General features: G+C 49.9%; 26 protein-coding genes. 12 read left to right on the top strand and 14 right to left on the bottom strand.

The window, feature by feature from the left end; all coding sequences use genetic code 11:
* Positions 1 to 41: 41 nt before the first annotated feature.
* Positions 42 to 1,439: a sigma-54-dependent transcriptional regulator gene (locus tag ACN5NT_RS10515; RefSeq protein WP_419175409.1), complete on the bottom strand. Its 1,398-nt coding sequence runs from the start codon at positions 1,437 to 1,439 to the stop codon at positions 42 to 44.
* Positions 1,440 to 2,114: 675 nt separating this feature from the next.
* Between ACN5NT_RS10515 and ACN5NT_RS10510 the strand changes: the two genes are divergently transcribed.
* The 3 genes from ACN5NT_RS10510 to ACN5NT_RS10500 are packed head-to-tail and all read left to right on the top strand — an operon-like array spanning position 2,115 to position 4,250.
* Complete coding sequence (locus tag ACN5NT_RS10510; protein WP_419175408.1) at positions 2,115 to 2,561, top strand: YqaA family protein; 447 nt, start codon at positions 2,115 to 2,117, stop codon at positions 2,559 to 2,561.
* 53 nt (positions 2,562 to 2,614) lie between these two features.
* Entirely contained in the window at positions 2,615 to 3,733 is a 1,119-nt protein-coding gene (locus ACN5NT_RS10505) for an NADH:flavin oxidoreductase (protein WP_419175407.1), read from the top strand.
* Positions 3,723 to 4,250, top strand: a complete 528-nt coding sequence (locus tag ACN5NT_RS10500) for a hypothetical protein (RefSeq protein WP_136796391.1) — start codon at positions 3,723 to 3,725, stop codon at positions 4,248 to 4,250. The genes ACN5NT_RS10505 and ACN5NT_RS10500 overlap by 11 nt, the downstream gene beginning before the upstream one ends.
* A gap of 1 nt (position 4,251) precedes the next feature.
* Here ACN5NT_RS10500 and ACN5NT_RS10495 read toward each other — a convergent pair whose 3' ends face one another.
* The 3 genes from ACN5NT_RS10495 to ACN5NT_RS10485 all read right to left on the bottom strand — a co-directional run bounded on the left by ACN5NT_RS10495 (position 4,252) and on the right by ACN5NT_RS10485 (position 6,609).
* On the bottom strand, positions 4,252 to 5,664 hold the full coding sequence (locus ACN5NT_RS10495; protein ID WP_419175406.1) for an MFS transporter: 1,413 nt from the start codon (positions 5,662 to 5,664) through the stop codon (positions 4,252 to 4,254).
* Positions 5,657 to 6,109: a MarR family winged helix-turn-helix transcriptional regulator gene (locus ACN5NT_RS10490; protein WP_136796393.1), complete on the bottom strand. Its 453-nt coding sequence runs from the start codon at positions 6,107 to 6,109 to the stop codon at positions 5,657 to 5,659. Before ACN5NT_RS10490 ends, ACN5NT_RS10495 begins: the two co-directional genes overlap by 8 nt.
* A 254-nt stretch (positions 6,110 to 6,363) precedes the next feature.
* Complete coding sequence (locus ACN5NT_RS10485; RefSeq protein ID WP_419175405.1) at positions 6,364 to 6,609, bottom strand: hypothetical protein; 246 nt, start codon at positions 6,607 to 6,609, stop codon at positions 6,364 to 6,366.
* A 242-nt stretch (positions 6,610 to 6,851) separates the two neighbouring features.
* On the opposite strand from ACN5NT_RS10485, the gene ACN5NT_RS10480 reads away from it, so the two are divergent.
* Positions 6,852 to 8,327, top strand: a complete 1,476-nt coding sequence (locus ACN5NT_RS10480; protein ID WP_419175404.1) for a hypothetical protein — start codon at positions 6,852 to 6,854, stop codon at positions 8,325 to 8,327.
* Between the two features lie 120 nt (positions 8,328 to 8,447).
* Here ACN5NT_RS10480 and ACN5NT_RS10475 read toward each other — a convergent pair whose 3' ends face one another.
* The 4 genes from ACN5NT_RS10475 to ACN5NT_RS10460 form a co-directional block, all read right to left on the bottom strand.
* Complete coding sequence (locus ACN5NT_RS10475) at positions 8,448 to 9,926, bottom strand: rhomboid family intramembrane serine protease (RefSeq protein ID WP_419175403.1); 1,479 nt, start codon at positions 9,924 to 9,926, stop codon at positions 8,448 to 8,450.
* Between the two features lie 164 nt (positions 9,927 to 10,090).
* Positions 10,091 to 11,134, bottom strand: a complete 1,044-nt coding sequence (locus ACN5NT_RS10470; protein ID WP_419175402.1) for an aldose epimerase family protein — start codon at positions 11,132 to 11,134, stop codon at positions 10,091 to 10,093.
* A gap of 23 nt (positions 11,135 to 11,157) precedes the next feature.
* Positions 11,158 to 11,331 (bottom strand): hypothetical protein, encoded by a 174-nt coding sequence (locus tag ACN5NT_RS10465; protein ID WP_419175401.1) that lies wholly within the window; start codon positions 11,329 to 11,331, stop codon positions 11,158 to 11,160.
* A gap of 32 nt (positions 11,332 to 11,363) precedes the next feature.
* Positions 11,364 to 11,570, bottom strand: a complete 207-nt coding sequence (locus ACN5NT_RS10460; protein ID WP_419175400.1) for an FGGY-family carbohydrate kinase — start codon at positions 11,568 to 11,570, stop codon at positions 11,364 to 11,366.
* On the opposite strand from ACN5NT_RS10460, the gene ACN5NT_RS10455 reads away from it, so the two are divergent.
* Positions 11,530 to 11,820, top strand: coding sequence for a hypothetical protein (locus tag ACN5NT_RS10455; protein WP_419175476.1), 291 nt, complete (start codon positions 11,530 to 11,532; stop codon positions 11,818 to 11,820). The two genes, ACN5NT_RS10460 and ACN5NT_RS10455, sit on opposite strands and share 41 nt — an antisense overlap.
* Positions 11,821 to 12,005: 185 nt before the next feature.
* Positions 12,006 to 14,588, top strand: a complete 2,583-nt coding sequence (locus ACN5NT_RS10450) for an ABC transporter substrate binding protein (RefSeq protein WP_419175399.1) — start codon at positions 12,006 to 12,008, stop codon at positions 14,586 to 14,588.
* A gap of 32 nt (positions 14,589 to 14,620) precedes the next feature.
* Here the strand turns inward: ACN5NT_RS10450 and ACN5NT_RS10445 are convergent, their stop codons facing one another.
* The 4 genes from ACN5NT_RS10445 to ACN5NT_RS10430 form a co-directional block, all read right to left on the bottom strand.
* Positions 14,621 to 15,085: an alpha/beta fold hydrolase gene (locus tag ACN5NT_RS10445; protein WP_136796399.1), complete on the bottom strand. Its 465-nt coding sequence runs from the start codon at positions 15,083 to 15,085 to the stop codon at positions 14,621 to 14,623.
* A gap of 12 nt (positions 15,086 to 15,097) precedes the next feature.
* Positions 15,098 to 18,199 carry an efflux RND transporter permease subunit gene (locus ACN5NT_RS10440; protein WP_419175398.1) on the bottom strand — a complete coding sequence of 1,034 codons (3,102 nt, stop codon included), beginning with the start codon at positions 18,197 to 18,199 and terminating at the stop codon, positions 15,098 to 15,100.
* A gap of 13 nt (positions 18,200 to 18,212) precedes the next feature.
* Entirely contained in the window at positions 18,213 to 19,586 is a 1,374-nt protein-coding gene (locus tag ACN5NT_RS10435; protein ID WP_419175397.1) for an efflux RND transporter periplasmic adaptor subunit, read from the bottom strand.
* Between the two features lie 101 nt (positions 19,587 to 19,687).
* Positions 19,688 to 20,296, bottom strand: a complete 609-nt coding sequence (locus ACN5NT_RS10430; RefSeq protein WP_419175396.1) for a TetR/AcrR family transcriptional regulator — start codon at positions 20,294 to 20,296, stop codon at positions 19,688 to 19,690.
* Positions 20,297 to 20,465: 169 nt separating this feature from the next.
* On the opposite strand from ACN5NT_RS10430, the gene ACN5NT_RS10425 reads away from it, so the two are divergent.
* Positions 20,466 to 20,909, top strand: coding sequence for a PPC domain-containing DNA-binding protein (locus ACN5NT_RS10425; protein WP_419175395.1), 444 nt, complete (start codon positions 20,466 to 20,468; stop codon positions 20,907 to 20,909).
* A 107-nt stretch (positions 20,910 to 21,016) separates the two neighbouring features.
* On the opposite strand, the gene ACN5NT_RS10420 is transcribed toward ACN5NT_RS10425, so the two are convergent.
* Both ACN5NT_RS10420 and ACN5NT_RS10415 read right to left on the bottom strand, forming a co-directional pair.
* On the bottom strand, positions 21,017 to 21,406 hold the full coding sequence (locus ACN5NT_RS10420; protein ID WP_419175394.1) for a hypothetical protein: 390 nt from the start codon (positions 21,404 to 21,406) through the stop codon (positions 21,017 to 21,019).
* Between the two features lie 33 nt (positions 21,407 to 21,439).
* A complete protein-coding gene (locus ACN5NT_RS10415) occupies positions 21,440 to 21,724 on the bottom strand; it encodes a hypothetical protein (protein ID WP_136796405.1) in 285 nt (94 codons plus the stop codon).
* 89 nt (positions 21,725 to 21,813) lie between these two features.
* Here ACN5NT_RS10415 and ACN5NT_RS10410 point away from each other — a divergent pair, with 89 nt between their 5' ends.
* From ACN5NT_RS10410 to ACN5NT_RS10390, 5 genes are all read left to right on the top strand, one after another.
* Positions 21,814 to 22,029: a hypothetical protein gene (locus ACN5NT_RS10410; protein ID WP_136796406.1), complete on the top strand. Its 216-nt coding sequence runs from the start codon at positions 21,814 to 21,816 to the stop codon at positions 22,027 to 22,029.
* A gap of 33 nt (positions 22,030 to 22,062) precedes the next feature.
* A complete protein-coding gene (gene ada / locus ACN5NT_RS10405) occupies positions 22,063 to 23,127 on the top strand; it encodes a bifunctional DNA-binding transcriptional regulator/O6-methylguanine-DNA methyltransferase Ada (RefSeq protein ID WP_419175393.1) in 1,065 nt (354 codons plus the stop codon).
* Positions 23,128 to 23,158: 31 nt separating this feature from the next.
* Complete coding sequence (locus ACN5NT_RS10400; protein ID WP_136796408.1) at positions 23,159 to 23,731, top strand: TetR/AcrR family transcriptional regulator; 573 nt, start codon at positions 23,159 to 23,161, stop codon at positions 23,729 to 23,731.
* Positions 23,732 to 23,832: 101 nt separating this feature from the next.
* Positions 23,833 to 24,954, top strand: coding sequence for an MBL fold metallo-hydrolase (locus ACN5NT_RS10395; RefSeq protein ID WP_419175392.1), 1,122 nt, complete (start codon positions 23,833 to 23,835; stop codon positions 24,952 to 24,954).
* A gap of 334 nt (positions 24,955 to 25,288) precedes the next feature.
* Positions 25,289 to 26,092, top strand: a complete 804-nt coding sequence (locus ACN5NT_RS10390) for a hypothetical protein (RefSeq protein WP_419175391.1) — start codon at positions 25,289 to 25,291, stop codon at positions 26,090 to 26,092.
* Positions 26,093 to 26,094: the final 2 nt, after the last annotated feature.

Here is a 26,094-nt window from a genome sequence, read left to right as displayed (position 1 = left end):
TGAGATGATACAGTTTACGCCCGTATACCAGCACCATCTCTTTAGCTGCGGGGCCGGATATTCAGGGTTTTCATCTTTTGGATAAGGGTATTTCTATGAATTTTCAGCAGCCGCGCAGCCTCGGTCTGGTTCCAGTTACATTTTCGCAGCGCCTGCATTATATAGCTCAGCTCGAAAGAGTGGCGGGCTTGTAATAACCCGATATTGCTTCCTTCAGGTCCCGGCAAATTATGCACGGTCTCTTCGTGAAAAAGGACGTCATAAGGTAGGTCCCCCTGGTCTATCCTGGTATCATCAGTTCCTAAGACCACCATACGCTCGATCAGATTTTCCAGTTCGCGGATATTTCCCGGCCAGGGATATGTTTCTAAAACCGCCATGGCCTCTGTTGTTATAGCTTTTATATTCTTATTCAATTTTCGGTTGAATTTTGCCAGGAAGTATTGTGCCAAGAGAGACACATCTCCTTCGCGATGACGCAATGGAGGCACATTAATGGGAATCACATTCAGCCGGAAAAAGAGATCTTCGCGGAATGTACCTTCACGGACCATGTCTTCCAGTTTGGTGTTGGTGGCTGCAAGGATTCGCACATCCACCTTTATTACCCTGTGTCCTCCAACACGTGTAAATTCACGCTCCTGTAAGACTCGTAACAACTGGGCCTGAAATTCACTTCTGAGTGAGGAAATCTCATCCAGCAACAAGGTTCCACCATTGGCGAATTCAAACTTGCCAGGGGCACGGTGATGCGCACCTGTGAATGCGCCTTTTTCATGACCGAACAATTCGCTCTCGATCAACTCTGAAGGAATTGAAGCACAATTCAAGGCCACGAAGGGTTTCTGAACTCGCTCGCTGGCGTTATGGATTGCCCTGGCAATCAATTCCTTTCCAGTGCCACTTTCACCTGTAATCAGTACATTACTCGAAGTTCCCGCCACCTTCTTGATAGTCTGGAAAACCTCCTGCATCTGTTTAGACTGACTTATGATTTGCGACTGTTCAGAGCGCTCCGCCATTTCGGAGCGCAGAAAGGATACCTCCTGTTCGAGATATCGCTTCTGCAAGGCACGATCAACCCTGGTGAGAATGGTTTCCGGGTCAAAAGGTTTGGTGAGATAGTCGTAAGCACCTTTTTGAATAGCGGAAGTCGCTTCCAACGCCCGATCGATGGCCGACACAATAATCACATCAAGAGACTTGTCGTGACTCTTAATCTTCTCGAGGGCTTCAATGCCACTCATTTTGGGCATCGACATGTCGAGCAGCACGAGGTCGAATTCCTCTTTTTGGATGACAGCCAGAGCTTTCTGCCCGTCTTCGACACAGACCACTTGATAGTCATCTTCAAGAATAGCTTCAAGAGACTCTCGTGCACCTGCTTCGTCATCGACGACAAGCAGCCTGGCTTTTTTAGGAAAATCTATAGAAGTCATGAAAATATCAAACCAGATAACAAGTAAAGCATAATGTTGAGCTCAGCAGCCCCAGGGCCATATAAAAAAATATAAGTAAATATTACGTAAATATACCTAGTAACTATTGGTTATGCCAGCCCTTTGCTGCCAGCTATGTGATAACCCATTTTCTGACATGAAGCACTCTTTGGCTCAATCTGCACAAACTTTAGCTGAATTGCAAGTTGAACTTCTTCCTGAAGATCCTGAAAATCCTGAGGCACCTCTTCGAGGAAAATGTCAGATAGGGTTGAACCCTGCTATCCAGATCCGTCAGGGATGATCACGATTTCTTGCCTTATAATTGTCTGGTTACGTTGCTGCCGGATCATCTCGGAGTCTGTAATGACTCCTTGTCCGGGCGTTAACAGGTTGGGGACCCGGCCTCTTGCATTGCACTTCTGAAATGAAGGCTATATATTAGCGGCCTTTTCCATGAGTGTGTCGGACGGAGCCATTTCCCCCATCGCTTCTTTATCAGAAAAAAAAATCATGATTTCAGGTGGGCGAGCACAATGTGGCTCTGCTTAAAGAGTGCAATTTCGGCAAGCCGGTGGGGTGTTGTCACCGGCGATACGATATTCTTTGGTCCTTCGTGCCGGGAAATTGTATATCAATATAGAAGTTATCCCCCTATCTACAGGTTTAAATATTATGGAGTTTTTAGCTCAATACGGTTATCTCGGTTTGTTTTCCTCAGCGTTTCTTGCTGCGACTCTTTTACCGTTAAGTTCAGAGGTTGTACTCTCAGTGCTGCTGTACAACGAACTGAGTCCGATGTTGCTGGTAATAGTCGCTACCCTGGGCAATGTCCTGGGTTCTGTGGTGAATTACGGCATGGGGCTGGGTGGTGGGAAACTCTTTAAAAAGAAATTTTCCACCGCCTCAGAAAAGGAGGTAAATGCTGCACTTTCAAGGTTTGAGAAATACGGGACCTACTCGCTGCTCTTTGCCTGGGTGCCGGGAATAGGTGACCCGTTGACCGTCGCAGCAGGTGTTTTACGGGTGAATTTCATACTGTTTTTGCTGCTGGTCACCGCGGGTAAACTTGGGCGTTATATTGTTCTGTCGTATTTAGTGCTGAAAAATATGCCATCATAATTCGGGTGTTATGATAAAATAACTCCTGAATTCAACACATAGGGATCTAAGCCATGAAAACACTCTTTGACAAAACAACTATTGGCACGATGACCTTGAAAAACAGGCTCTGGCGATCGGCTACCTGGGAGAATATGGCAGACGAGAAAGGGCATCTCACTGACCGGTTGCGTACTGTTTATCGAGGTCTTGCCCAGGGCGGTATTGGTACTATCATCACCGGTTACGCCTTTGTGCTGGAGGAGGAGCAACCAAATCCGGGCATGATGGGTATTTATGATGACAGCTTTATTTCTGAATATAAGGAATTAACAACAGAAGTTCAGGCCGAAGGGGCGAATATCGTCATGCAGATCGTCTATGGTGGTTCGAGCACCGGTTTCAACATTGGTGAGCGGGATATCATGGGGCCTTCTGCTGTGCCCAATCCATCGCGCGGCGTCGTACCCAGAGAGATGACCCGCGATGATATAGCCAGGGTGGTTGAAGCATTTGCCCAGGCAGCGCGCAGGTGCAAAGCGGCAGGTTTTGACGGAGTGCAGATTCACGGAGCCCACGGCTATCTGCTCAGTCAGTTTCTCTCACCCTATTTTAACCGCAGAAAGGACGAATACGGCGGTGAGATCCATAACAGGGCCAGGATAATATACGAAACCCTTGAGGCGGTTCGAGCTACTGTGGGGCTTGATTATCCGGTATTTATCAAGATGCACTGTACAGATCACTGGGACAGTAACGGTTTGAGTGTCGAGGATAGCCTGCAGGTGGCGCTTGAGCTACAGCGACGTGGAATCACCGGAATCGAGTTCAGCGGCGGCAACCCGGATGCTGATAACTATCCCGGTAAAGCACCGATCCGTAATAAGATTATCGCTGAAGAAAAACAGTCCTACTTTGCCATAGAGACGGCTCAGATTGCCGAAAAGCTGGTTGTCCCGGTGATTTCTGTCGGCGGGCATCGCAGCCCTACGAAGATGAAAGAGCTGTTGAACACCACCTCAATCAACTATTTTGCCATGTCCAGAACTTTGCTGAGTGAACCGGACCTGCCAAATCGCTGGCAGCGGGGGGATTTTAGCCGGCCACGGTGTGTTTCCTGCGGCAAGTGCTGGGATGCGGCTGGCAACATCTGTATTCTCGATAGGAAAAAGAACGACTCCGATGATGATTAAAGCGATGCGGGTAATGGTGCTGCTGGTGCTGTTGCTCTGTTCCGGTTGTATTGGTCAGCGGGAGCAGCAACTGGAGGGGGAATTTCTGTTCGAGAATACGGGGCTGGTGCTGCAGCTCCCCGAAAATTGGCAGGCTGTGGTTATTCCAGGCTCCGAATGGCCGCTGCTGGCTACAGAGATCGATTATGGTATACGTCCCAATATCCGCTTGCTTCGATACTCCAGCGATCCCTCCCTGACCAGTGACGTTGAGTCTTTTTTGGCTCAGGAGCAGAAGGCGGATTCCTCCTACCGGGTAGTGACAGAGGAAAATTTCCCGGTAGAAGGCTTTCTCTCGGGGCTGAAGGTTACGGCAAAAAGAAAGAATTCGGATAACATCCCGATAATACATTTCAGCTATATTCTGCGGGGGGAGCAGGGAAGTTATATCCTCTATGCGACCTGTGCCGAACCGGGCCTGGTTGGGCTCGAACCGTTGTTTGACGGTATTATCCGTTCGGCACAGATCAAAATGTAGCCTAGTGCTTTTCAGGACCGATAAGGTTTACCCGAAAAAGTGATAGCCCGATTCCCACCACACTCATAACTGCGAAGGTGGTCATGCAGACGTGCATGGACTTGAGGTATACGAGATAGTTGTCGCCGGTGATGGGTGCATCTCCCATGAAAAGTGCAATAACAGAGGTGTTGATGACGGTGCCGGCCAATATGCCTCCGGTACGCATGGTGCCGGAGATGCTTGCTGCGGTTCCATAATGACGTGGTCCGACGCAACCCATCACCACTTTCAGGTTGGGTGAGGCAAAAATGCCGAACCCAACCCCCAACAGGCTCATAATGACCACGATAGTGGCAAAGTGTGTGGTCTCGTTCATGAGCAGTGTGCCAAAGAGTCCGACAGCGCAGATCGTCATACCAATAGTAGCGACTTTTCGGGGAGAGTAGATATCTGCCCAACGGCCGGCAATGGGAGAAAAGATAGCCTGCAGGCAGGGTGTTATCATGATGACTAACCCTGCCTGCTGGGCGCTGAGACCTTTTACATATTGCAGGTAAAGAATAATCAAAAACATCACCCCGAACGAAGCCCCGTAATTGATCAGGGTAGCGATATTGGTGAGTGTGAAGGTCTTGTTTTCCACCAGTAGCCGGACATCGAAGAGCGCGTTGGTTTTGTTCGCCTCCCATTTCAGGAAGAGGCCGAGCCCGACAAGGCCGGCAATGGCTATCAGCCACGCAAAGCTGATATCATTCATCTGGGTGGCACCGAAGATAACCAGGGACAATGAGGCGATATAGACCATACTGCCGCTCCAGCCAAATTTTTCTCCCCTGGCGTCTGCCCATTCCCCTTTGAAGCGTACCAGCGTCAAAATCAGCACGATCATCTGCAGCGGCACCATAAGGAAGAACAACCATCGCCAACCGAGCTGAGTGGTTATGGTGCCGGCCATGGATGGCCCGGCGGCCAGGCCAAAATAGGCAAAACCAGCGACAATTCCCAATGCCCGGCCCCGGCGCTCGGGCGGAAAGACGGCGGTGAGAATGGCGAGGCTGGTGGCGTTGATCATTGCGGCTGACACGCCCTGCAAAAAACGGAAGAAAATAAATATTTCGGTATTTGGCACAAATCCTATGGCCAGAGTCGAGATGATGGCCATGACGATGCCAAGATTGAAGATCAGCTTTCTGCCGTGGATATCGGCAAATCGTCCCAGGGGGATCATCAGCACCGCCAGGGCGAAGATATAGCTCAGCTGGATCAGGCTGAGCTGGGTGGCGCTTGCCCCGAACTCCTTGCCGATTGCCGGTAAGGCGATGCCGACAGATGAGGCCATCATCGGTGTTATGAACTGCACGCATGAGACGACAAAAAGCACCAGGGAGGCTGATACAGCATCGGCTGCCGGTTTGCTCGCTGTATTATTCATGGAGAGCCTCCTTGGCGTTGGCGATCATGCGGTCCATCTGAGCCAGGATGGTGGTGCATTCCTCTTCGGAAAAACCTTTCATAAAAATTTTGAGCGATTTTTCAAATGAGAGCAGCAGTGTATTGGTAATTTCCGTTGCTTTAGGAGTGGCGCTGACGAGATTTTGCCGTCGGTTTTCAGGATTGGCTCTGCGAGTCAGGTAACCGTGCTGCTCGAGTTGGTTAATGGTTCTGGCCGTGGGGCCCTTGTCTATGGCAAGAGCCTTGGCAAGGTACTCCTGCGTTACGGGTTCGTTCTCAAAGGTCAGCTTGGCGAGAAAGGGAAACCAGCTCGGCTGGATGCCTGCGGCCAGGATATCTGCCCTGCACATGCTCATCTGCAGCCTGTGCAGCATGGCAAACCTGTGTCCAAAAAGGGTTATTGGCGGGAATGGATGTTGGTTCATATTTGTAGCCTGTAAAATTATAGTTGCCAAAGCAACAGTTGTTGCGGCAACAATAGTGTGTGGGTATCGAAAGTCAAGGGCAGAATATCTGGCCGGTGCAGAATTACAGTGGGTATAAGGTTGCCCTCTATGCTCAGGGGGAGAGGGAAGGCGACTCCATGAGATCAGATGCAACAGTTGAGGTGATTGCATATTCCATAATCAAGGTATAACGATCACCAACGCAGTAGTATGTCATTGGTATTATATCAAATCTAATAATCGGACCTTCCTTGCCGACGTGGTCGACCACAGAAGCGGCAGCCACCACTATGACTGTGGCCTTCAGGGATCAAAGCAGCGAGCTGTCGTAATCCGACTCCCCAGGAAAAGTAGGCTGTAAGCGCTGTGAGCAAAAGACTCATCGGCCTAGCCCTGGTTGCAGGTAAACGCAGCAGAACCAGTAACACGAGTACCCCTATTACCGGAGTAACGGCTGTGAGGAGTTGAAGAAGTGTCATGATGGCAAACCCTTGTGAGAGGTGAAGTCAGCGTGATCCTGAATGAGGACAAGCAAAAGGCAAGTATCAATGGTAACGGGAAAAAGGGCCGCCGAAATTCCTTTGTGCCGAACACTACTGGGAGGGGGGTTGATGGAGCTGCGCGGCTAGCTGAAAACTTGAGCATGTCTTATAACTATACGAAATTAGTCTTAAAAATGTTGGAAGTGGAGCCCCGTTGCGGTAAGGTGGTTATGTAATAAATGTCCAGATGTATAGTAGCTGTACTCATCAAGTCTGCAGTCTTCGGGAGCCCGGTTATGTCCTTGGAATGTTCGTTGCACCGTGCGCGTCCAGCGCACTTTGTATGTTATGAATGTGGAACTTCCCTGTGTGATGAGTGTGTTTCCACTCGCGTCTCTCAGGGTTATGGCGGCAAGGAGAAAAACTATTTTTGTCCGGCATGCGATTCGCAAGTTCAGCTGGCTGGTCTTGGCAATGTCATGGTGCCATTCTGGCACCGGCTCAGTTCTGTATTCCTGTACCCCTTTCAGTTGGTGCCGCTTATTCTGACCGCAGTACTGTCACTGCTGGCAGCGGTTTTCCCAACAAATATTCTCGTAAGTCTCGGGGTATGGGTAATCATGATGAAGTACGCCTATGCCGTGCTGATCGAAACCGGGCGAGGTTCACTCAATGCTCCGGGCGTAAGCGTGGAACTGATCAATCAGGATGTGATGCAGGTGCTGAAACAGTATCTGGTCTTTGCGCTGCTGGGGGGCAGCATTGGCTTCGTCGCAAGCCATTCGGTTATGGCGGCAATATTCCTGGGGGTGCTGGCGATAGCCTGTCTCCCAATGATACTGATGCTGCTGGTCTCGACCAACTCGGTGCTGCAGGCGTTGAACCCAATGCTTTTTGTGCCGATAATTTTTCGGATAGGTTGGCCATATCTCTTGATGTATCTCTTCCTGGCTTTTTTCATGGCAGCCCCAGCCGCTTTTTTTGCATATTTGCCGGTGGAGGTTATTCCCCCGCTACTATATGCCTTTGTGATCAGCTTTGTTTCCCAGTGCTACACGATAATGAGCTATCACTTAATGGGGTATGTGTTGCTGCAGTATCATGATCGCATCGGCTATGTTGTAGATTATGAGTTTTTCATTGAGAACCAGGGTGGAAGGGCTAAACGAAAGCCTAAGAGCGCCGAGGAAGATCTGAAGACCGGCCTGTCAATTCTTGTTAAAAATGGCAAATACAGGGAGGCGCTGGATAAGCTGCTCCCATTTGTGAAACAGAAAGACCCGGACTGGGAACTTTCAGAAAAGTTCTATCAGCTATTGAATATGTCGGGAGAGCAGGATAAGGCGTTACGCTATTCTGTACGCCATTTCGAGGTGCTGGTTAAGAATAATCGTAAAAAACAGGCGACTGAGCTATTTCCAAAAATCACTGCAAGTCCTACCGCTCCGCCAGCTGCCGGAAGTGTCTTTGCCATGGCTGGCTGGTGCGAAGAGATGAACGATTTCAAATCCGCCTTAAATGGCTATGTCTATTTCACCAAACATTTCAAGAACGACCCGCTTCTGCCAGAGGTCTATTTCAAGCTGGCGATGCTCCTCCATGAAAAGGGGCGAAAGAGCGATAAGGCCAGGCAGATTCTCAGAGGAATCATTAAGGCATTCCCAGGCCATGATCTCACTCCAAAAGCTATGCAATATTTGAAAGCGGTTGGTTGACATTGCAAAATATATCAGACCATTTCTGCGATTTTTTCCAGTTAAAGGCCTGCAACACCTGCCGTAATTATAGGTGAAGTGCGTAGCAGTCCAGCCCGTATTTTCCAGGAAATATCCGGGCTAGTTGGGCTGCTCTCCAAAGCCGGGACTGCGCAGCCGGGTCCTGGCCTGTAATGCTTCATCGCTGCCAGGATATTTGTGTATGAGTGCCTTGAGGCACTGGCTTGCCTCTGTACTTCTGTTGTCGTGTAAAAGGCCTTCTGCCAGGGTGAGAAGGTAGTGAGGCAGGCCCGGGCGATCTGGATTTTTTCTGAAAAGGGTGGAAATAAGTGGGGCTGCCTTGCGGTATTCTCTGACTTTGAGGTAAAGATGGCTGGCGTGCTCTATTGTTACGAGTTGCAGGCGTGGCTGGGAGGCAGTTTGGGTGTAGTCTTCTAATATTTCCAGAAAATCTTCTGGCGGTTTGGGGATAAGCGCTCGAAGTATGCATCGGGCGCTTTCATGAAACTGCTCGCTGTTTGGGCGGCTCTTGTCGACCGAGTAGAGCTGGCGGAGTACCATCAGATTGTCTGGAGCGAGCTCCAGGGCTTTGGCAAAGGCAGCTCTTGCCTTGGGCAGGTCAAGTTTTTCGAGGTAATCGAGTCCTTCATCCAGGTACTTGTCCAGGGCGTTTTGGGTTGTCTGGGGAGTGAAGAGTGCCTCGATCTGTTCTGCTCGAAGCAGCTTATAGGCCGTGCCTATGAGCAAACCGGAGAGCAGGCCGCCGATATGGGCGACATAGGCGACGTTGCTTTCAGTATTGAGAGAGAGTTGAAAAAATTCTTTGAGCAGCCAGAAGGGGAAGAGCGCCAGCGCCGGAACCATGGCGTAGTTGAAATAAAAGCCCAGTGAATAGAAAACACGAATTTTACGCATGCCAAAAATGACCCCGTAACTTCCCATCAGGCCGGAGATGGCTCCAGATGCTCCGACCAGAGGGCCGCTTGCCGTGGGGTAAACAATTCCGAAAAGCACACTGGCGCATACGCCTGTGATCAGGTACAGACCAAGAAAAAGGGAAGGTCCCAGGGCAACCTCAAGGATAGCGCCTACCAGGTAGAGAAACACCATGTTGCCCAGGAGATGCATGAAGCCGCCGTGCAGAAATATGCAGCTGAACAGGCCGGTGACGTTGTTTTTTCGCGGTGAATATCCGTACTTGATGATAGCGGCTGATCCAAGGATTTCCTCGAAACGATTGCGTTTGTCACGCCACTGCTGATAATTCGGACTCTCCAGAGTGATGATCTGATCCTGTTCGAGGAGTATGGCAAACTGGTCATCCTGCAGCATTTGCCTGGCCAGCCTTTCTTTTCCTTCTTCTGTCTCGGGGAAGGCAATCTCTTCGGGTGTACCTTTTTTCTGTAAAAAATCGCCATAAGCCTGCACTTCGATATCAACGAGCCGGGACTGCTCGTAATATTGGTAGGCCCTGTTGTAGATGGAGCTATCACCAGCTTGAAGGGTGAAGAGGATCAGCGTGTTGATGACGATAAGCAGAATACAGATCCAGGGTACGTTTGTGCTATTACTTCTGGTGAAGACCGGTACAACAAGCATAGTGAGGCCTCGCTTATGGAGTTTACAACCGGATGAATGTAATCGCTACTCAGGGGGTGAGGTGATGATATCAGATAATAGTCTGTTATAACAGTATAAAATAGTGACTTTGCGGTGGCGACAGGTGGCCGGTGGCAGGTGGCGAAGGTGGTACGAGGGGGCTGTCAGTCGACAGAAAAGAGGTAGGAGGTTGTTGCCTTATACTGTTTTTCCGCGGGAAGAATAGCCTCTGGGAAATGGTCGTGATTGATCGCGTCAGGGAAGTTTTGTGTCTCCAGGCAGAGACCTGCGCCGGGGGTGTAAGACTGACCGCCTTTGCCATGTTGTGGTGCCAGCGAGGAACTGTCATACAGTTGCAGACCCGGTTGGTTGGTAATAATCTTCATGGTGCGGCCGGAGGCGGGATCGTGCAGGATAGCCGCTGGATTCTGCTCGCTCATTGGTGAGTTCAAGACGTAATTGCAATCAAAGCCGCCTGCGATACCCGCCTCCGACAGGGCTTTGTGCCGGTTTGCCATGGTATCGAAATCACGGAAATCGTAAGGAGTGCCGGCAACGGGAACAATTTGGCCGGTGGGAATGAGTCTCTCATCAGTTTCAGTTCGACTATCACTGTTGATCTGAAGTCGATGGTTGCCGATTGAACCGGAGCCATGGCCTGCCAGATTGAAATAGCTGTGTTGAACGATGTTGACCGGTGTGGCCATATCGGTTGTTGCGTGTGCTTCGAAAGTAAGACTGTTCCGGTCGAGTCTATAGATTATGGTCACATCGAGGTTGCCGGGGTAGCCTCCTTCCAGATGCGGGGAGACTCGGTGAAGTCTGACACAGAGGGTGTCGGCCTCTCGATACGCTTCGCTCTGGTAATGCTGGCGGTCGAATCCCGAGAAACCGCCATGCAGATGGTTCAGGCCGTCATTCTGGTCGAGTTGATAGCGGTTACCGTTAAGAATATAACGGCCATCAGCGATGCGATTGCCATATCTACCGACAACAGCGCCGATGTATCCGGTATTTTTCAGGTATCCCTTCAGGTTATCGAAACCCAGTACAACATCGGCCGAGCCCTGTCGTCCAGGCAGATGGAGCTGGGTGATGATACACCCGTAATCGAGAATGTGTACCTGTATCCCTTTGGCATTGTCGAGGGTATACTCATGGACGTCTGTTCCTTCACTGCTCCCGAAATTGCGGCACTCGATGGACATGGCTTTCTCTTGCGGTTTACTTGCTATCTGTTCAGCGGTTTGAGCTGCTCTTCAAGTTGCAGATACCGATGGTAAATTTTACGGTAGACCAATACCATATCCGGCTGGGGTTCGCACCTGCTTGATTTATCGAGTTTGACATGCTGGTTACATATTGCGATGAGTGAGGTTTTATCGGAATTGTTGGTAGGTGGCATTAATATAACACCACATGGCCTGTAAGACAGCATTAAGAGCACCAGCCTCGGTTGTTGACCGGAGAGACCACCGGCTGGTTAAAAATGTCCGCGACCATCTGCCGCCAGACTAAACTCTCCGTTTCACCACCAACCAGGTGAATTTCACCTGGCTCTAATCCATTTCTCTCCATCCCCTCAGCGCCATAGCGGAGGACCATGGTTGCCCCTTCTATGGCGGCGCGACAGATGTTTTCCACCTTTAAGTTGGTTGTGGTCAGCCCATGCAGGGCGAATTGTGCCGTAGGGCTGATCCTGCTCGATGAGGGGAGGCAGGGTAGTGGTCATCTACAGCAAGGGTCGATTGCATCGATCACTTATATTCCCCTCCTCAGCCTGGCATGCTTGGCTGAAATTGCAGCTGATCCACGCCTGTGCTACACTGTAAACAGGCAGAGCAGCTGTTTCTTATCTTTACAGATTATCGTCCTTCGCCTCGACTTCGGCTGATATCGTATACGGCAGCTGCTCTATTTCCCTAACCTTCGTATTGTAAAAACTTTATGCCGGCTCGCTCTCACCTGCATTGGTGCAGCATCACCAGTGTACGTCATGGCTGCTTCGCGCTGTTGATCATACTTTTGGGGATCTCCTTTGCCTTGTCGCAGCAATCAACGCCGGAGTCTTCGTCTGATGTGAACAAGGATGATGAAATTCGCAGGGTTTTATTTATCAGCTCGTATCATCCTGGTTTTCCTACTTTTTTCAGGCAGATTGACGGGTTACGTTCTGTTTTCTCAAAAGTCGGGTACATACGGCTCGATGTGGAATTCATGGATAGCAAGCGATTTGGTGAGTCATTCGGTCGTCAGCATATTCTTGAGATCTTATCTAAAAAGCTCGAAACAATACCCCGTTATGATCTGATAATGGTAGCCGATGATAACGCCTTGAGTTTTGCGCTTGATTATCAGGTTCAGCTATTCAATGAGATCCCCATAGTGTTTTTTGGCATAAATAATTACAAGAAAGCCATACAGTTGAACAGCAATCTGCTGGTAACCGGCGTTGTTGAGGCAGTTTCCATGGATGAGACTATCAGGCTCATGTTGAAGCTGAGACCTAAGGCCAGGGAAATTGTGGCAATAGTCGATTCAACACCGAGTGGTTTAGCAGACCTTGAACATTTCAAGTCAATGAAAGACCTTTTCCCAGATCTCGATTTTCGTAAATTATCCCTTGCCGACCATACTTTTGCTGAGCTTGGAAATCTGCTTGAGGGAATTGATGAAACAAGCGCGGTCTTGTTGCTCTCGGCGTACATTGATAAAGAGGGGAATCGCCTGACATTTTCAAGAAGCCTGCAGGGGCTTCTTGAACATCTCCATCAGCCATTGTTTCACCTCTGGTATCACGGTATTGGTGATGGCATTATCGGCGGTAAGGTTATCAGTCATATGGAGCAGGGTCGGGTGGCTGCAGAAATTGTGGTGGAAATTTTCGAAGGCAGAGACATTGCCGGTATACCGGTCGTTGCCGAGAGTCCGAATAAGTTTGTTGTCGATCACAATGTGATGGAACGTTATGGAATCAGCGAGCAGTTATTGCCAGAGGGTACGGTTGTGGTAAATCTGCCGCTGTCCTTTTACCGTCAACACAAACAGTTGGTATGGGTTGCAGTGACATTATGCTTAGTACAGAGTGTAATTATCCTGCTGCTGATTTATTCAATACACCGTAGAAAAATTGCCGAGGAGAAACTTCGGGAGAGCGAAGAACGCTACTATGCACTTTTTGCTAAAAATCATTCCGTAATGGTTCTGACCGATCCTGAGACCGTGACTATTGTTGACGCCAATCCCGCGGCCTGTCTTTATTACGGCTATGACAAGAATGACTTGATCGGGAAGAAGGTCAGCGAGATTAATATATTGCCGGAAGATGAACTTAAGGAAGTTGTGACAGGGCTGGCCACCCAGAAGAAAAAACAGCTGGTATTCAAGCATCGCCTTGCCAGTGGAGAAATCCGTGATGTGGAGGTGTTTACCGGTCCGATTCCTCTGAAAGGGCGGCAGGTTCTGTGTTCCATAATTCACGATATTACCGATCGGAAACAACTGGAGGAGAAGCTCCTGCAATCCCAGAAGTTGGAGGCGATCGGCACATTGGCAGGTGGCATCGCACATGATTTCAATAATATTCTGGCCTCGATCATGGGGTATGCAGAGTTGGCAAAGGTGGAGCAATTTCCAGGTAGTGAAGTGGATGAATATCTGCAGAATGTCCTGACCGCCAGTGAGAGGGCCAGGGAGCTCATCGCTCAGATTCTCGCCTACGGCAGGCAGGATATTGGCAAAAAAACTCCAATCTCAATGAGGCTGGTTGTGGAGGAGTCATTGAGGTTGCTCAGGGTATCTTTGCCTGCCATGGTAAAGATTGAATCGGATATCTGTGCTGAGGAGTGTACGGTGGATGCCAACATAAGTAAGCTCCACCAGATGGTGCTTAATCTTTGCACCAATGCGGCCCATGCTATGGAAAAGAGCGGGGGAACGTTGTCGGTGGTGCTGCAAAAAGTACATCTGCAGCGTGGTGATTTGAAAGATACTCCTGATCTGCAGCCAGGAGAATATGTGCGATTATCAGTGCGAGATACCGGGGTCGGGATTGATCCGGAAATTCGCTCCAGAATTTTCGATCCATATTTTACTACCAGGTCAGGTCGAAAAGGCTCTGGTTTGGGCTTAGCGGTGGTAACTGGAATTGTGCAGAGTATACAAGGGTATATCACGGTGGACAGCAAACAGGGGGAGGGGGCCCAATTTGATGTATATCTTCCTATTTGCGACAGGGCCATTGCTGTTTTCGAAGGGACGGAGCCGGAACAGATTACAGGTCATGAACGGGTGCTGGTTGTGGATGACGAACCGGCGCTTATCCATATCCTGAAGCAGAAGCTCTCACGGCTGGGCTATTCAGTGACTGGAGCCAACAGCGGTGATGAAGCCTGGCAACTATTCGAGGAAGACCCGCAGGCTTTCGACATCGTTTTGACGGACCATGCCATGCCCGGAATCAGCGGTGAAGTACTGGCCCGCAGAATGAAGGAACTGAGAGCTGATATTCCGGTTGTGATACTTTCAGGCTATAGTACAAAGTTGGAACTTGTCTGTGATGAGCCGTTTATAGACGCGATTCTGGATAAACAGGTGGATGACCAGGTACTTGGTTCAACCCTCAGGCAACTGCTTGATAAATACGCCTCTGCAGTTCGCTGACTTTTTCCGGTAGAAGTATGTGCATAATTGTCTCAGCCTATATATTTCTGCCAGTCGATTTTCTGGAATGTGCCGTGCAGCATATGGTCGTCATCAACCACTTCTATCTCCAGATTGCGAAAGGTACTTTCGGCAGCCGGGAGTACCAGCGCCGGAGGGCAGACATCATCTTTATCCCCGACCACCAATAGGGTTGGAACATCAATCTTGGTTTCCGGCGGAGTGAACTCAAAGTTCAGTGCCGGAGCCAGCAGCACCAGCTGTTTGACCCTGTGGGGAGAGGAGCAGGCGTAGGCAGTGGCCATCAACCCCCCAAAGCTTGAGCCGATAAATGTCAGGTCGTTTTCAACCCCACACAATACCGCGAGCTGGTCCAGCCGTTCTCTAAGGCTGCCAGAGAAATCTGGGCATTGCACCTGGGGGAAACGGTTGGCGAAATACCTTCCTTTGGTGCCTTTGCCGGATGAATCGAGTCCGTGGAGAAAAAATGTGGTCATATCGTTTCAGTCTCAATGTTTGCGTAACAGGTTGAAATCGTCAAAAACAGAGTAGATCGCCGGGATTACCAGTAATACCAATACAGTGGTCATAAGTAACCCGAAGACCAGCGAGCAGGCAAGCGGAATGAGAATCTGGGCTTGCATGGAGCGCTCTGCCAGCAGTGGCAACAGTCCCATGATGGTGGTGGCAGAGGTGAGCAGCACAGCGCGGAAACGGTCACGACTGGCGAGCTTGGCCGCGTCAGTAGCAGATTCGCCACGATCCATGTGGTTACGGATAAAGGTCACCAGCAGTATTGAGTCGTTGACCACAATTCCTGCCAGTGAAATAAAACCCATAATGGATGGCATCACCAGATCGAGGCCAAGCAACAAGTGGCCCCAGATAACCCCGATCAGCGCAAATGGTATCAGTATCATGACGATGATTGGCTCAAGATAGCTTTTAAACTGCAGGCTCAAGACAATGAAGACACCGAACAGACCGATGATAAATGCTTTTTTAAAGCCTTGCATGGCCGCGCCGCGTTCTTTCTCCTGGCCTTCGGCTATCACGGTGATGTCGGGAAATTGCTGTTTGAGCCGGGGAAGGAAATTTTTGCTGGTATGGTCAATGATTTCCTTGGCGTTTGCCAGGTTTACATCAACATCGCCCGTTATGGTGACGGTCCGCATGGAGTTGATCAGGTTGATGCTGGCGTAACCGCGGTCCTGACTCACGGTGGCCACCGATTGCAGGGGAACCCGTTTGCCATCCGGGCTGATCAGGTGAAACTGAGAGAGGTCGGTGATAAAGTCCCTGTCACCGCTGTCCAGTCGTACCATTACCTCATACGATTCTCCGCCATACTGGATTTCGTTGGCCACGCCTCCGTAAAAAGCTGCTCGTAACTGGCTGGCTGCCGTCCTGGCGGTGAAACCCATGGCCAGAGCTCCTTTATTGAGTTCTATCCTGAATTCAGGCTTGCCGGGCCGCAGATTATCGTTGAGATCGACAACACCATCGTAACCATTCAACCAGTCCATGAGCTGGACCGAGGCAAGTTTCAGTCGGTCAAGGTCCCGGCCCTGCAGCAGCAACTCGATGGCGAGACCACCGGGGCCTATGCTGGGCTCTTTATAGGCGATGTTGATGATGTCCGGTATCTCCCCGACATATTCACGCCAGAGGCTGGTGATCTCATCAATTGTGGTGTTGCGTTTTTCAGCGCTGAGCAGGTCAAGCGAGACGGTTGCCACATGGGGTCCATTTTCACCAGCGTCTTCATTGGTGTTAAATAGTACAGTGTAGTTTTTAACCAGTTCATTGTGCTCAGGTTGATCAGGAGTCAACTCTTTGTTAATTCGCTGAACAGCGTTAACCACCGTGTCCACCACCTGTTCGGTGCGGTTCAGTGAGGTGCCCTGGGGCATGAGAATCCTGGCTTGCAGCACATCGCCCTCAGTTTCCGGGAATGCTTTGATTTTGAGGTGACCTCCTGCAATCATGGACAGGGAGAGAAGGAATATAAAGATCACGAAGCCAAGGGAGAGATAGCGCCATTCCACCACAAAATCGACAGCCCTGCCCAGAACGTTTTCGCGAATTCTCTCTATCTGGCCGTCAAACCTGGCCCTGAATTTTGATTTCGCTTTCGGGTTGTAATCTTTCAGTGAATGGGCGAGGTGGCTTGGCAGGATGCAGAACGCCTCGACAATACTGACCGTCAGGGTCACTATCAGCACCACCGGAATAGCGTAAAGGACCTTGCCGATATCCCCCTCCATCGCAAGTGCCAGCGCTCCAAAAACAAAAAGAGTAGTAAGAAAAGAAGAAAGAACACCTGCGGCAACTTCCGCCACACCGTCAATGGTGGCTTCCAGCGCATTTTTGCCCTTCTCCAGGTGGGCGGCCACATTTTCGGCGATGACGATAGCATCATCCATCAGGATGCCAATGGCGATCAATAAGCCGACCATGGAGAGCATATTGAAGGAGAAACCGATCTGTTTCATGATGAAAAAGGTCATGCAGAAAGAGACCGGGAGCCCCATAGCTACCCAGAACGACATACGGATATTGAAAAACAGCCAGAGGGTAAGAAAAACGAGAAACAACCCCTGAAGGCCATTCACGGTCAGCATCTGCAATCTGTCCCGGACTATCTCAGAGATGTTCTGGGTGATGGTGAAGGTAACCTCAGGCGGGGCTATACTCCGTTCCACCTCCAGAAACTCTTCGATCTGGTCCATGATATCCAGTGCGTCTTCCGATTTGTTTTTGCTCACCTGCAAGAGCCCGGCCCGGTGCCCGTTGAAGCGGATGGTATTTTCCCTATCCTCAAAACGATCGGTAATTGCGGCGATTTCCCTGAGCAGAATTTCGCCACCCAGAGGGTTCGAGGCGACGACCAGCTCTCCAAGTTGCTGGGGGGTGCGTCGTTCTTCCGTAAAACGGATCAGGTAATCGGTCTGATTGGTCTCGATGGTCCCGGCGGGCAGATCTATGGACTGATTGCGGATAATGGATTCGATATCGCTGATGGATAAACCGAGACGCATCAGCTGGTAGGCTGGAACCTCAACCAGCAACTGGTGGTCGGAAAACCCAAGAAGCTCAACCTGGCTGACCAGAGGCAGCTGTTTGATTCTGGCTTTAAGCTGCTCACAGTACAGTTTCAGATGAGACTCGCTCATGGGGCCGGTGACAGCGATAGAGAGCACCAGATCGGTTCGATTCAGCCGTTTGACGATAACGTCTTCAACTTCGTCAGGAAAGTTTGAGATGGCGTCTACTTCTGTTTTGATATCGTTGAGAAACTCTGTTGTATCAGCACCGTCACGCATCTCGAGGATGACCGTCGCCATCCCTTCACTGGCTTTGGAGGTGACTTTTACCAGGTTCGATATCCCCTCGACGGCCTCTTCAATACGCTGACACACAGCCGATTCGATATCTTCAGCGGTAGCCCCGGGGTAGACTGCGGTGACCGATACCTCTGTTGAGGTATAGTCGGGAAAGGTCTCGCGGCGGATATCGCCCATGGATAGTAAGCCAAGCAGCAGAAAAAGAGCCATCAGCAGGTTGGCTGCAGTGGGGTGAGCTGCGAGAGGAGCCAGCCATGATTTCATGAAAGTCATCTGCTCAGCTCCTGTCCGCAGCGATATTCAGCGCCTGGATTCTGTCGTTCAGCTCGCTGTCGACCATTGGCTTGACCAGCATGCCTTCAATTACCGGAACCAGGTCGGTGGTGATAACCGTTACCGTGTCACTGAGGCCCTGGCTGATTATGGCCAGATCGCCCATGACCATCTCAACCTCAACTTTTTGTCGCTGCAGCCTGCCTTCACCATTGACGGTATTGATAAAGCCGTCATGAATTGCCTGAAACGGCAACACATATCTGTCGCTCCGCGAGCTGCCCTGCAGCTCAACTTCTGCGTAGAGATTCGGCACCAGCGGTGGACGCCTGGAGGGGATTATTTTTTCATACGGCTGCTGGACTGAAACAAAAATGGTAATAGCGCCGGTAGTAATATCCACAGAGTCGCTGGTACGCATGAACCGGGCAGGCCACTCCGCTTCCCGACTAAAGAGCGGGACACGTACCGTGGCGGATATGCCTATCATTTCACGGATGGCGTCCATGCCTGATTTGGCAGCTTCAAGCGGTGATTTTTCGCCAACTTCGGGAGAGAGCAGATTGGAAAAGGAGGTGGGGGAAAGCTGGACGGGGATTTCCACCTCAGAAACGTTGACTGCTTTCAACAGGATAGCCCCAGCAGGGGTGAACTGATTGAGCTCGATGTTCACCTCAGAGATCCTGCAGTCAAATGGGGCGCGAATCACTGTTTTTTCTATATCCAGCCGCCGTTCAGATAGACTCGAAACATCAGACTCCTTTCTGGCCAGCAAGGCGTTTTTCTGGGAGGGGATGAGTTGCAGGTTGTTCAGCAGATTGTCCACACTGGTCTGCTGGATCAGCAGGTTTTTCTCTTCCTGGTCCAGCTCCGAGGCGGAGATGAAGCCATCTGCAAAGAGCGTACGTTTTCTGTCAAGCTCCTGCTTGGTCAGCTGCAACTTCTGTCTCTCAATTTCGAGGAGCTTTTCAGTATTGATGCGCTGCTGCTCCAGTTCCTTGAGCTGAGCCTCCAGATTCATGATGGAAGCTACGCTCCTGCTTTCGGCAAGTCCGTAGCTCTGGGGGTCTATCCGGACCAGCAGCTCGCCCTTGGTGACAAAGGTCCCCTTGTTCAGCTCAGGGTGAATTTCCACGATCTTACCGCTCACCTCCGGAAGAGCTTCCCAGGTATCAGTTGGTTGTACATAGCCGTAACCTGTGACTTTCGGAACTATGGTCATCGGCATGGCGGTTACCACGCTGACGGCACGGCGCTGCTCAGCCCGCTCCGGCCTGGTAGGCCCCTGTTTGTTAATGACCATATTGGCAATAACGATTACCCCGGCAATAATGGGTATAAAGAACAGGAGTTTCTTGGAAAGCTTGGGCTTTTTCATCTGCTGGCCTCGTCAGGGACTGTCGTGTAAGATCTGGTGATTATAATTGCGACGTTAGATTCTGTTCGGAGTGTATGCTCCGCAACAATCGCTGGTTTCTATCATCTTCGTATTGCTTCCCAGCACGAGTAGGTAATAATTTCTATGCGGTCTTCGCTTAATTCCATAAAGCCCTGGGCGGCATTTTTCAACATGAACGACATCGGTCCCATTGAGAGGGCAACCAGATACTGTATCGGCAAATCTTTTAATATTTCGAGTTGCGTACCCTTTACCAGGATAGCGTTCAAGGGGAAAAAAATTGGTTGTATATCTGAGTTCACCATGACGGTTTCAAGAACTTTTTTCCGGTAGGCTATGCCCAGCGGGGAATTGAGATACTGTTCAAGAAACTGGTGGTGGATCTGTAAGTTTTTGCCTGCACTCAGGAAGTCAGTACAAAAGCGGACGAACTGGGCATGAACGGAAGAATCAGGGTTGTAGTTCCTGCGCGCAGATCCGAAGATCTTTCGGGCCGAGTAGAGTGCCGCGACCTGGATAAGATCATCCTTGTTCTTGAAATGACGATAGATAGATCCCTCACCTGCCTTGGCATTTCCGGCAATCCTGGCTGTTGTGGTACGGGCAAAACCTTCCTGTGCCAGAGTGGATATGGTGGCTTCAATAATGGCTTTTTTTTTGGGTGACCAGCTTTCCGGCTGTTTGTCCATGGTGATCGCTCTGGGTTGTTGTGAGTAAATACTCCGTAATACTAGGGCTGGTAATGCTTGATGTCAACTGGTATTTTTGCTGTAACAATTTGTAGTTGTTACAAGGGGCTTGCCCTGAATAAACGAACAGGAATCAGCAAATGGCAGCAACAAGCCAAGCGAGGAAGGTATGAAATACAGTGTAGCAACACAGGGCAGAGTTTTTGTGCTCCGCCTTGAAGATGGGGAAATAGTACATGAAGTGATCGAGAAGTTCGCGACAGACCAGAAAATCGAGGCCGCATCACTTATCATTTTAGGTGGCGCAGATGATGGCAGTAAACTGGTGGTTGGTCCGAAAGAAGATCGTGGTGTCCCTGTGGAGGCGATGAAAACAGAGCTTACCAATGTTCATGAGGTAACGGGCACCGGTACCCTGTTTCCAGACGAGAATGGCGTACCGCTGCTGCATATGCATCTCGCCTGCGGCCGGGAGAACAGGACCACCACAGGTTGCATTCGCGAAGGGGTAAAGGTGTGGCAGGTGATGGAGGTGGTAATTCATGAGCTGGTGGGGAGTAGCGCCAAGAGAGTTCTGGAAGAGCCGCTGGGTTTTAAGTTGTTGCAGCCGTAGTGTTCAGTTCTCTTCCAGCAATTCATCACTTTTTCTACAGTGAGTTATTAAAGCTCGCTGTAGAAAATTTCGAATCTGAAATTGCCTGGAATGGTAAAGATTATAATTTACTTACCCTGACAGGCTTTAAAAAAACGATAGATAACGGGGTGGGGATGCTCTGGTGCTGAATTCAACTGTGGCTGAAAAAGCATGGCCAGGAAAAAAGGGTGATCGGTAATTTCAATAATTCTTGTCTCGCCGTCGGGGTTGCGACCTGAGAGGAGCATGTCGCTTGCGGTGAGATGATTTTTATATTGGCTGTTGAGGCTATAGCTGCAATTGAATTTTTCGCTGATAGTGGCCGTGGTGTAGATATCCCGGGCAAGTGACTCAGGTGCCAGCAAAATTTCCTGACATTTAGCTGTCAGCGAGCAGGACATGGGAGTGATCATCTGGTTGAAGAACTGTTTCACCTCGTCCCTGTTTTTGGGTGCGGCAAGTTTCAGCACGTGCAAGGCATACTCTACCAGAGCATGTTGGAAGCCGCTTCAGGTACCAAGGTAGGGGATGTTCTGCTCTCTGGCAGCCCTGATGGCGTTGATCATGCCCAGCGAACTGTCATGGTCTCCGGGTGCACCCCATAAACCGGAATAGCTCTGCAAGGCCGTGCACGATTCGTCGGTCTCCAGTTTTCTGGTGGGCAGCCAACATATCTCAAAATCACCAGATGTCAGCTCTGCGGCATGAATAAGGGCATTGTTTGTCGCCAGGTGAGAAGGGCGTGTTGCATCGAAATCGCCAATTATCCCAATTTGTATCTTCAGTGCACTCATTTTTCACCTGCCGTTTTCTGACAATGAAGTATTCAAATGTGAAAAAAGGATAGTAAACAAATTGTTATGTTTTGTCAGCAAGGGGATAGTTGTCAGAAGCGATGTATGTTTTGGGCCTCATTGAAGCCGATCAGGCAGATATCGCGGGAAAAGTGTGGAACATTCCAGAATGCACGGTGGATTTTAGATTGCAAAGCAAGATTCAGAGTGTTTCTTCGGCTGGTCAATTTATAGTAAAGAAAAGTTCGAAAGATGGCTCGCGCAACATAACGATGGTGATAGTGTATGAGCATGAAAATGAATAGGGGTATGAATAGCGTTCGATCTGGAGAAGAGCTGTGAAGAAGCCTGAGATTCTGGATCAGTCTCTGTGTTGGCAAGCTGTTCTCAGCCGTACAGATAATGGTGACGGCAGTTTTTATTATGGTGTGAAAACCACTGGTATATATTGCCGCCCAGGCTGTTCGTCGCGCTTGCCGAAGCGGGAAAATGTCGAATTTTTCCTAAGTTGTGAAGAAGCTGAGGCGAAGGGGTATCGTGCCTGTAAAAAATGCCGGCCGACCGAGCTCGGTAAAGAGCATTACCTGAAGGAAAAAATAGTGACTGCCTGCCGCATCATTGAGAGCAGCAGTGAACATATCAAACTCGCCGACCTGGCGGCAGAGGTGGGGCTCAGTCCGTATCATTTTCATCGGCTATTCAAGAAATATCTGGGAGTGACACCGAAACAGTATTCGATGTACAGACAGTCGGTACGGTTTGGTGACCATGTGAAAAGTTTCGGGTCTGTCACCGAGGCAATTTATGAGGCCGGTTTCGGCTCCAGTAGCGTTGCCTATCAGAAAAGGAATAGAAAGCTTGGGATGAAGCCGAAGATCCTGAAGAAAGGGGGAGAGGGGCTGACTATTCGTTATGGAATCAGCTCATGCTATCTGGGCGCAATAATTGTAGCAACCACCGGGAGGGGTGTTTGTGCCATTGAATTTGCGGATGATCCGGAGGACTTACCCACTCTCGTTCAGGCGCGTTTTCCCAAGGCGAAACTTATGGAAGGCGGGGGTGATTTTGCTGAGCTCCTGGAGATGGTTGTACGCAGCATAGAGGTGCCGCAGCAAGCGCACAATATTCCGCTCGACATTCAGGGGACGGCGTTCCAGCTCCAGGTCTGGGAAGTGGTAGGCAGCATAAACTGCGGCCAAACGCTTACTTACACCGAAGTTGCCCAACGCATGGGCAAACCTCAGGCGGCCCGTGCCGTAGCCTCCGCCATTGCAGCAAATTCCTTGGCAGTGGTTATCCCATGTCACAGGGTGGTGGGAAAGGATGGCAGACTTGCCGGATATCGTTGGGGAATTGAACGAAAACAGCAATTACTTGCAAAAGAGCGCACGGAAGAAACTTGACATAAGTGAATGATCGTTTATTTTATCCGCCATGAGAACGCGAGATGATAAAAAACAGGAGGCGCTCTTCCTGGCCACTATCAAGGTAGTGAACGAGATCGGCTTTGCCGCAAGTTCTGTATCGAAGATTGCCAAAGAGGCCGGTGTATCTCCGGCAACCCTCTATATATACTTTAAAAACAAAGAAGATCTGCTTGTCTCGACCTATCTTGAGATCAAGCAAGGCATGGGTGTGGCAATGCTGGAAGGGTTTGATGAACGTGATCCTGTCCACGATATCTTTCACCGTATCTGGCGTAATACATTCGCTTACGTTGCTGAAAATGCCGAAGAGTTTCATTATGCCGAGCAGTTCTCCAATTCACCGTTCAGTGACCGCATAGACATGGCGCAGATTCAAAAATATTTTGAACCGCTGTTCCGGGTTGTTCGTCGTGGTGTCGAAGAGAAAATTCTTAAAGATGTAGATATGGATATGATTGCAGTGTTCCTTATCTATCCTATCATGGCATTGGCAAACCCCAGGCATTGCAAAGGGTTTGAAGTGACAGAAGACAATATTGAAACGGCTTTCCGAATGGCCTGGGATGCCTTGAGGTTGTAAGGTACCGGATACAGGGGTTGTAGGGATGTGTGAGGAACCACCGCACGGTAGAGTTCATTTAAACTGAAAATAAATGATTGTTCATTAATAAAAGAATGCAAATGAGCTATAAGACTATAATTGGCGCTCTAGTGGTGTTGGGCGCCATGTTTACAGGAGCATGTATCATGCAGGAACATAAAGCAAACGCATCAGACAAGATGACAAATGATAATGAAACCGAGGTATCCACTTTAGCTTTAAAGGAGTATCCGAAAATGCTCTGGAAATTCTTTTTTGAAAGAGGGGAGAAATTTCCCGAAGGTGTACTGCCGCAAAAGCAGCTCAATTTTTCTGAAATGTTTCAGGAAGAAGGAAGTAAAGGAGTCTTGAAGGCTGCCTGGCTTGGTCACTCGACCATGTTAATCAATATAGACGGTTTTTCGGTGTTGACTGATCCGGTCTTTGAGGAAAAAGTCTCGCTGGTCGGCCCGAGCCGTTTTAACGGAGAGCTACCTCTCGATCCTGATTATATTCCGGCTGTTGATGTGGTGCTCATATCACATAACCACTATGATCACCTGAATAAATATTCAGTCAGGAAACTGGCCGACAAGGCCGGTATGTTTGTTGTACCTCTTGGAGTTGGCAAGAAGTTGATTCAATGGGGAGTACCTGCTGACAAGGTGTTCGAGCTGAATTGGTGGCAGGAGGTGCAAACCTTTCAGGGATTGGAAATTATAGCAACTCCCAGCCAGCATTTCTCTGGCAGGGGATTGTTTGACAGAAACAAAACCCTTTGGTCTTCCTTTGTGATCAGGACGGAAAACCATTCTGTATTCTTCAGTGGAGACAGTGGGTATTTCGAGGGATTTAAGCAGATTGGTGAGAAGTACGGGCCGTTTGATGTCACTTTTCTGGAGTGTGGGGCGTATGACGAACGCTGGAAAGATGTGCATATGATGCCAGAAGAGACCGTGCAGGCGTTTTTTGATCTCGGCGGTAAAGTGTTACAACCGGTTCATTGGGCGACATTCAACCTCTCCCTGCATCCATGGTATGAACCGATCGAACGGGTCACCAGTGAAGCCTGGAAGAAAAGCGTGCACGTTTCAGCGCCAATCATAGGCGGAATAGTTGATTATCAGCAACCGATAGTCACCAAATTCTGGTGGCACCAGGCCATGGAGGAGAGCAGGTTGAAAAACAGTGAGCCGCAACTTGCAGCAGAGTTTGAAAACTAGGAGTTTATAGCACCGAGCAGGTTTTGTGAGACTCGATGTAATCGAAAAAAGAACCATCTGATTACCCATAATTTACAGCTTGAAAAGGTGAGAAGGGAAAGAGAGGTGCAAGGCGTGCCAGATAGGGAAGTTACCCTCCTGAACTCGATTCATTATATCGAGTTGCCGGGGCCAGACGCGGCTCTCTCCTCTTCATGACCTTCTGCCTTTCATGGGAGCCTGGTTTGATCTGGCATGGGGCGCATTCCGGTGTCAGAATGTGCTACCATGAAATCAAATCATCCAGATTAGCCGCAACGATCAGTCAAAAAACTCTTCAAAACCAGAGGACAGTATGGATCTCAACGAAAAGAGAAGTCTGGGCAAAACCGGACTCCTGGTTGGCCGGTTAGGTGTCGCCAGCGGGTATGGTGCCAGTGCAGAGGCATATGAGATGGCCTTTGAGCGGGGGTGCAACTATTTTTACTGGAGTTCACCGCGCAAGCCGGGTATGGGCGAGGCGATTCGCAATATCTGCCGCCAGGGGAAGCGTGATGAGCTGGTGATCGTTTTGCAGAGCTATTCCCGCTCGGCTCGTCTTATGGAGTACTTTTTCACCAAGGGCTTGAAGGATATCGGCTTGGATTCGGTCGATGTACTGCTGCTCGGTTGGCACAACAGTGCCCCCTGGAAACGGATAATGGCGCGAGCCAGACAGATGCAGGAAAAAGGCATGTTTCGCCATTTGGCACTATCGGGCCATAATCGCGGACTGTTTCCGGAACTGGCCAGCCAAGGCAGTTTCGATCTCTTTCACCTGCGCTACAATGCAGCACACCGTGGAGCGGAAAGGGAAATATTTGCCAAACTCGACCCCCCGCAACGGCCGGGGCTGGTGAGTTACACCGCGACCCGTTGGGGGCACCTGATCAACCCGAAGAAGGTGCCGCCAGGCGAAGCTCCGCTTACCTCCAGTGACTGTTACCGTTTTGTGCTGAGCAACCCGGCGGTGGATGTCTGTATGTGCGGGCCAGCCGATGTGGGGGAGATGGCTGCGGCATTGCATACCCTGGATGCCGGCCCATTGGATGAAACCGAGATGGCCCGGGTGAAGAGTATCGGTGATTATGTCCATCAGCACTCGGGGAAATTCTGGTAAGC

The sequence above is a fragment of the Desulfosediminicola sp. genome (assembly GCF_048381775.1).
In the GTDB taxonomy this organism is placed as follows: domain Bacteria; phylum Desulfobacterota; class Desulfobulbia; order Desulfobulbales; family Desulfocapsaceae; genus Desulfopila; species Desulfopila ganghwensis.
The sequence above is the reverse complement of the archived record's forward strand: the minus strand, read 5'-3'. Positions and strand labels throughout refer to the sequence as shown.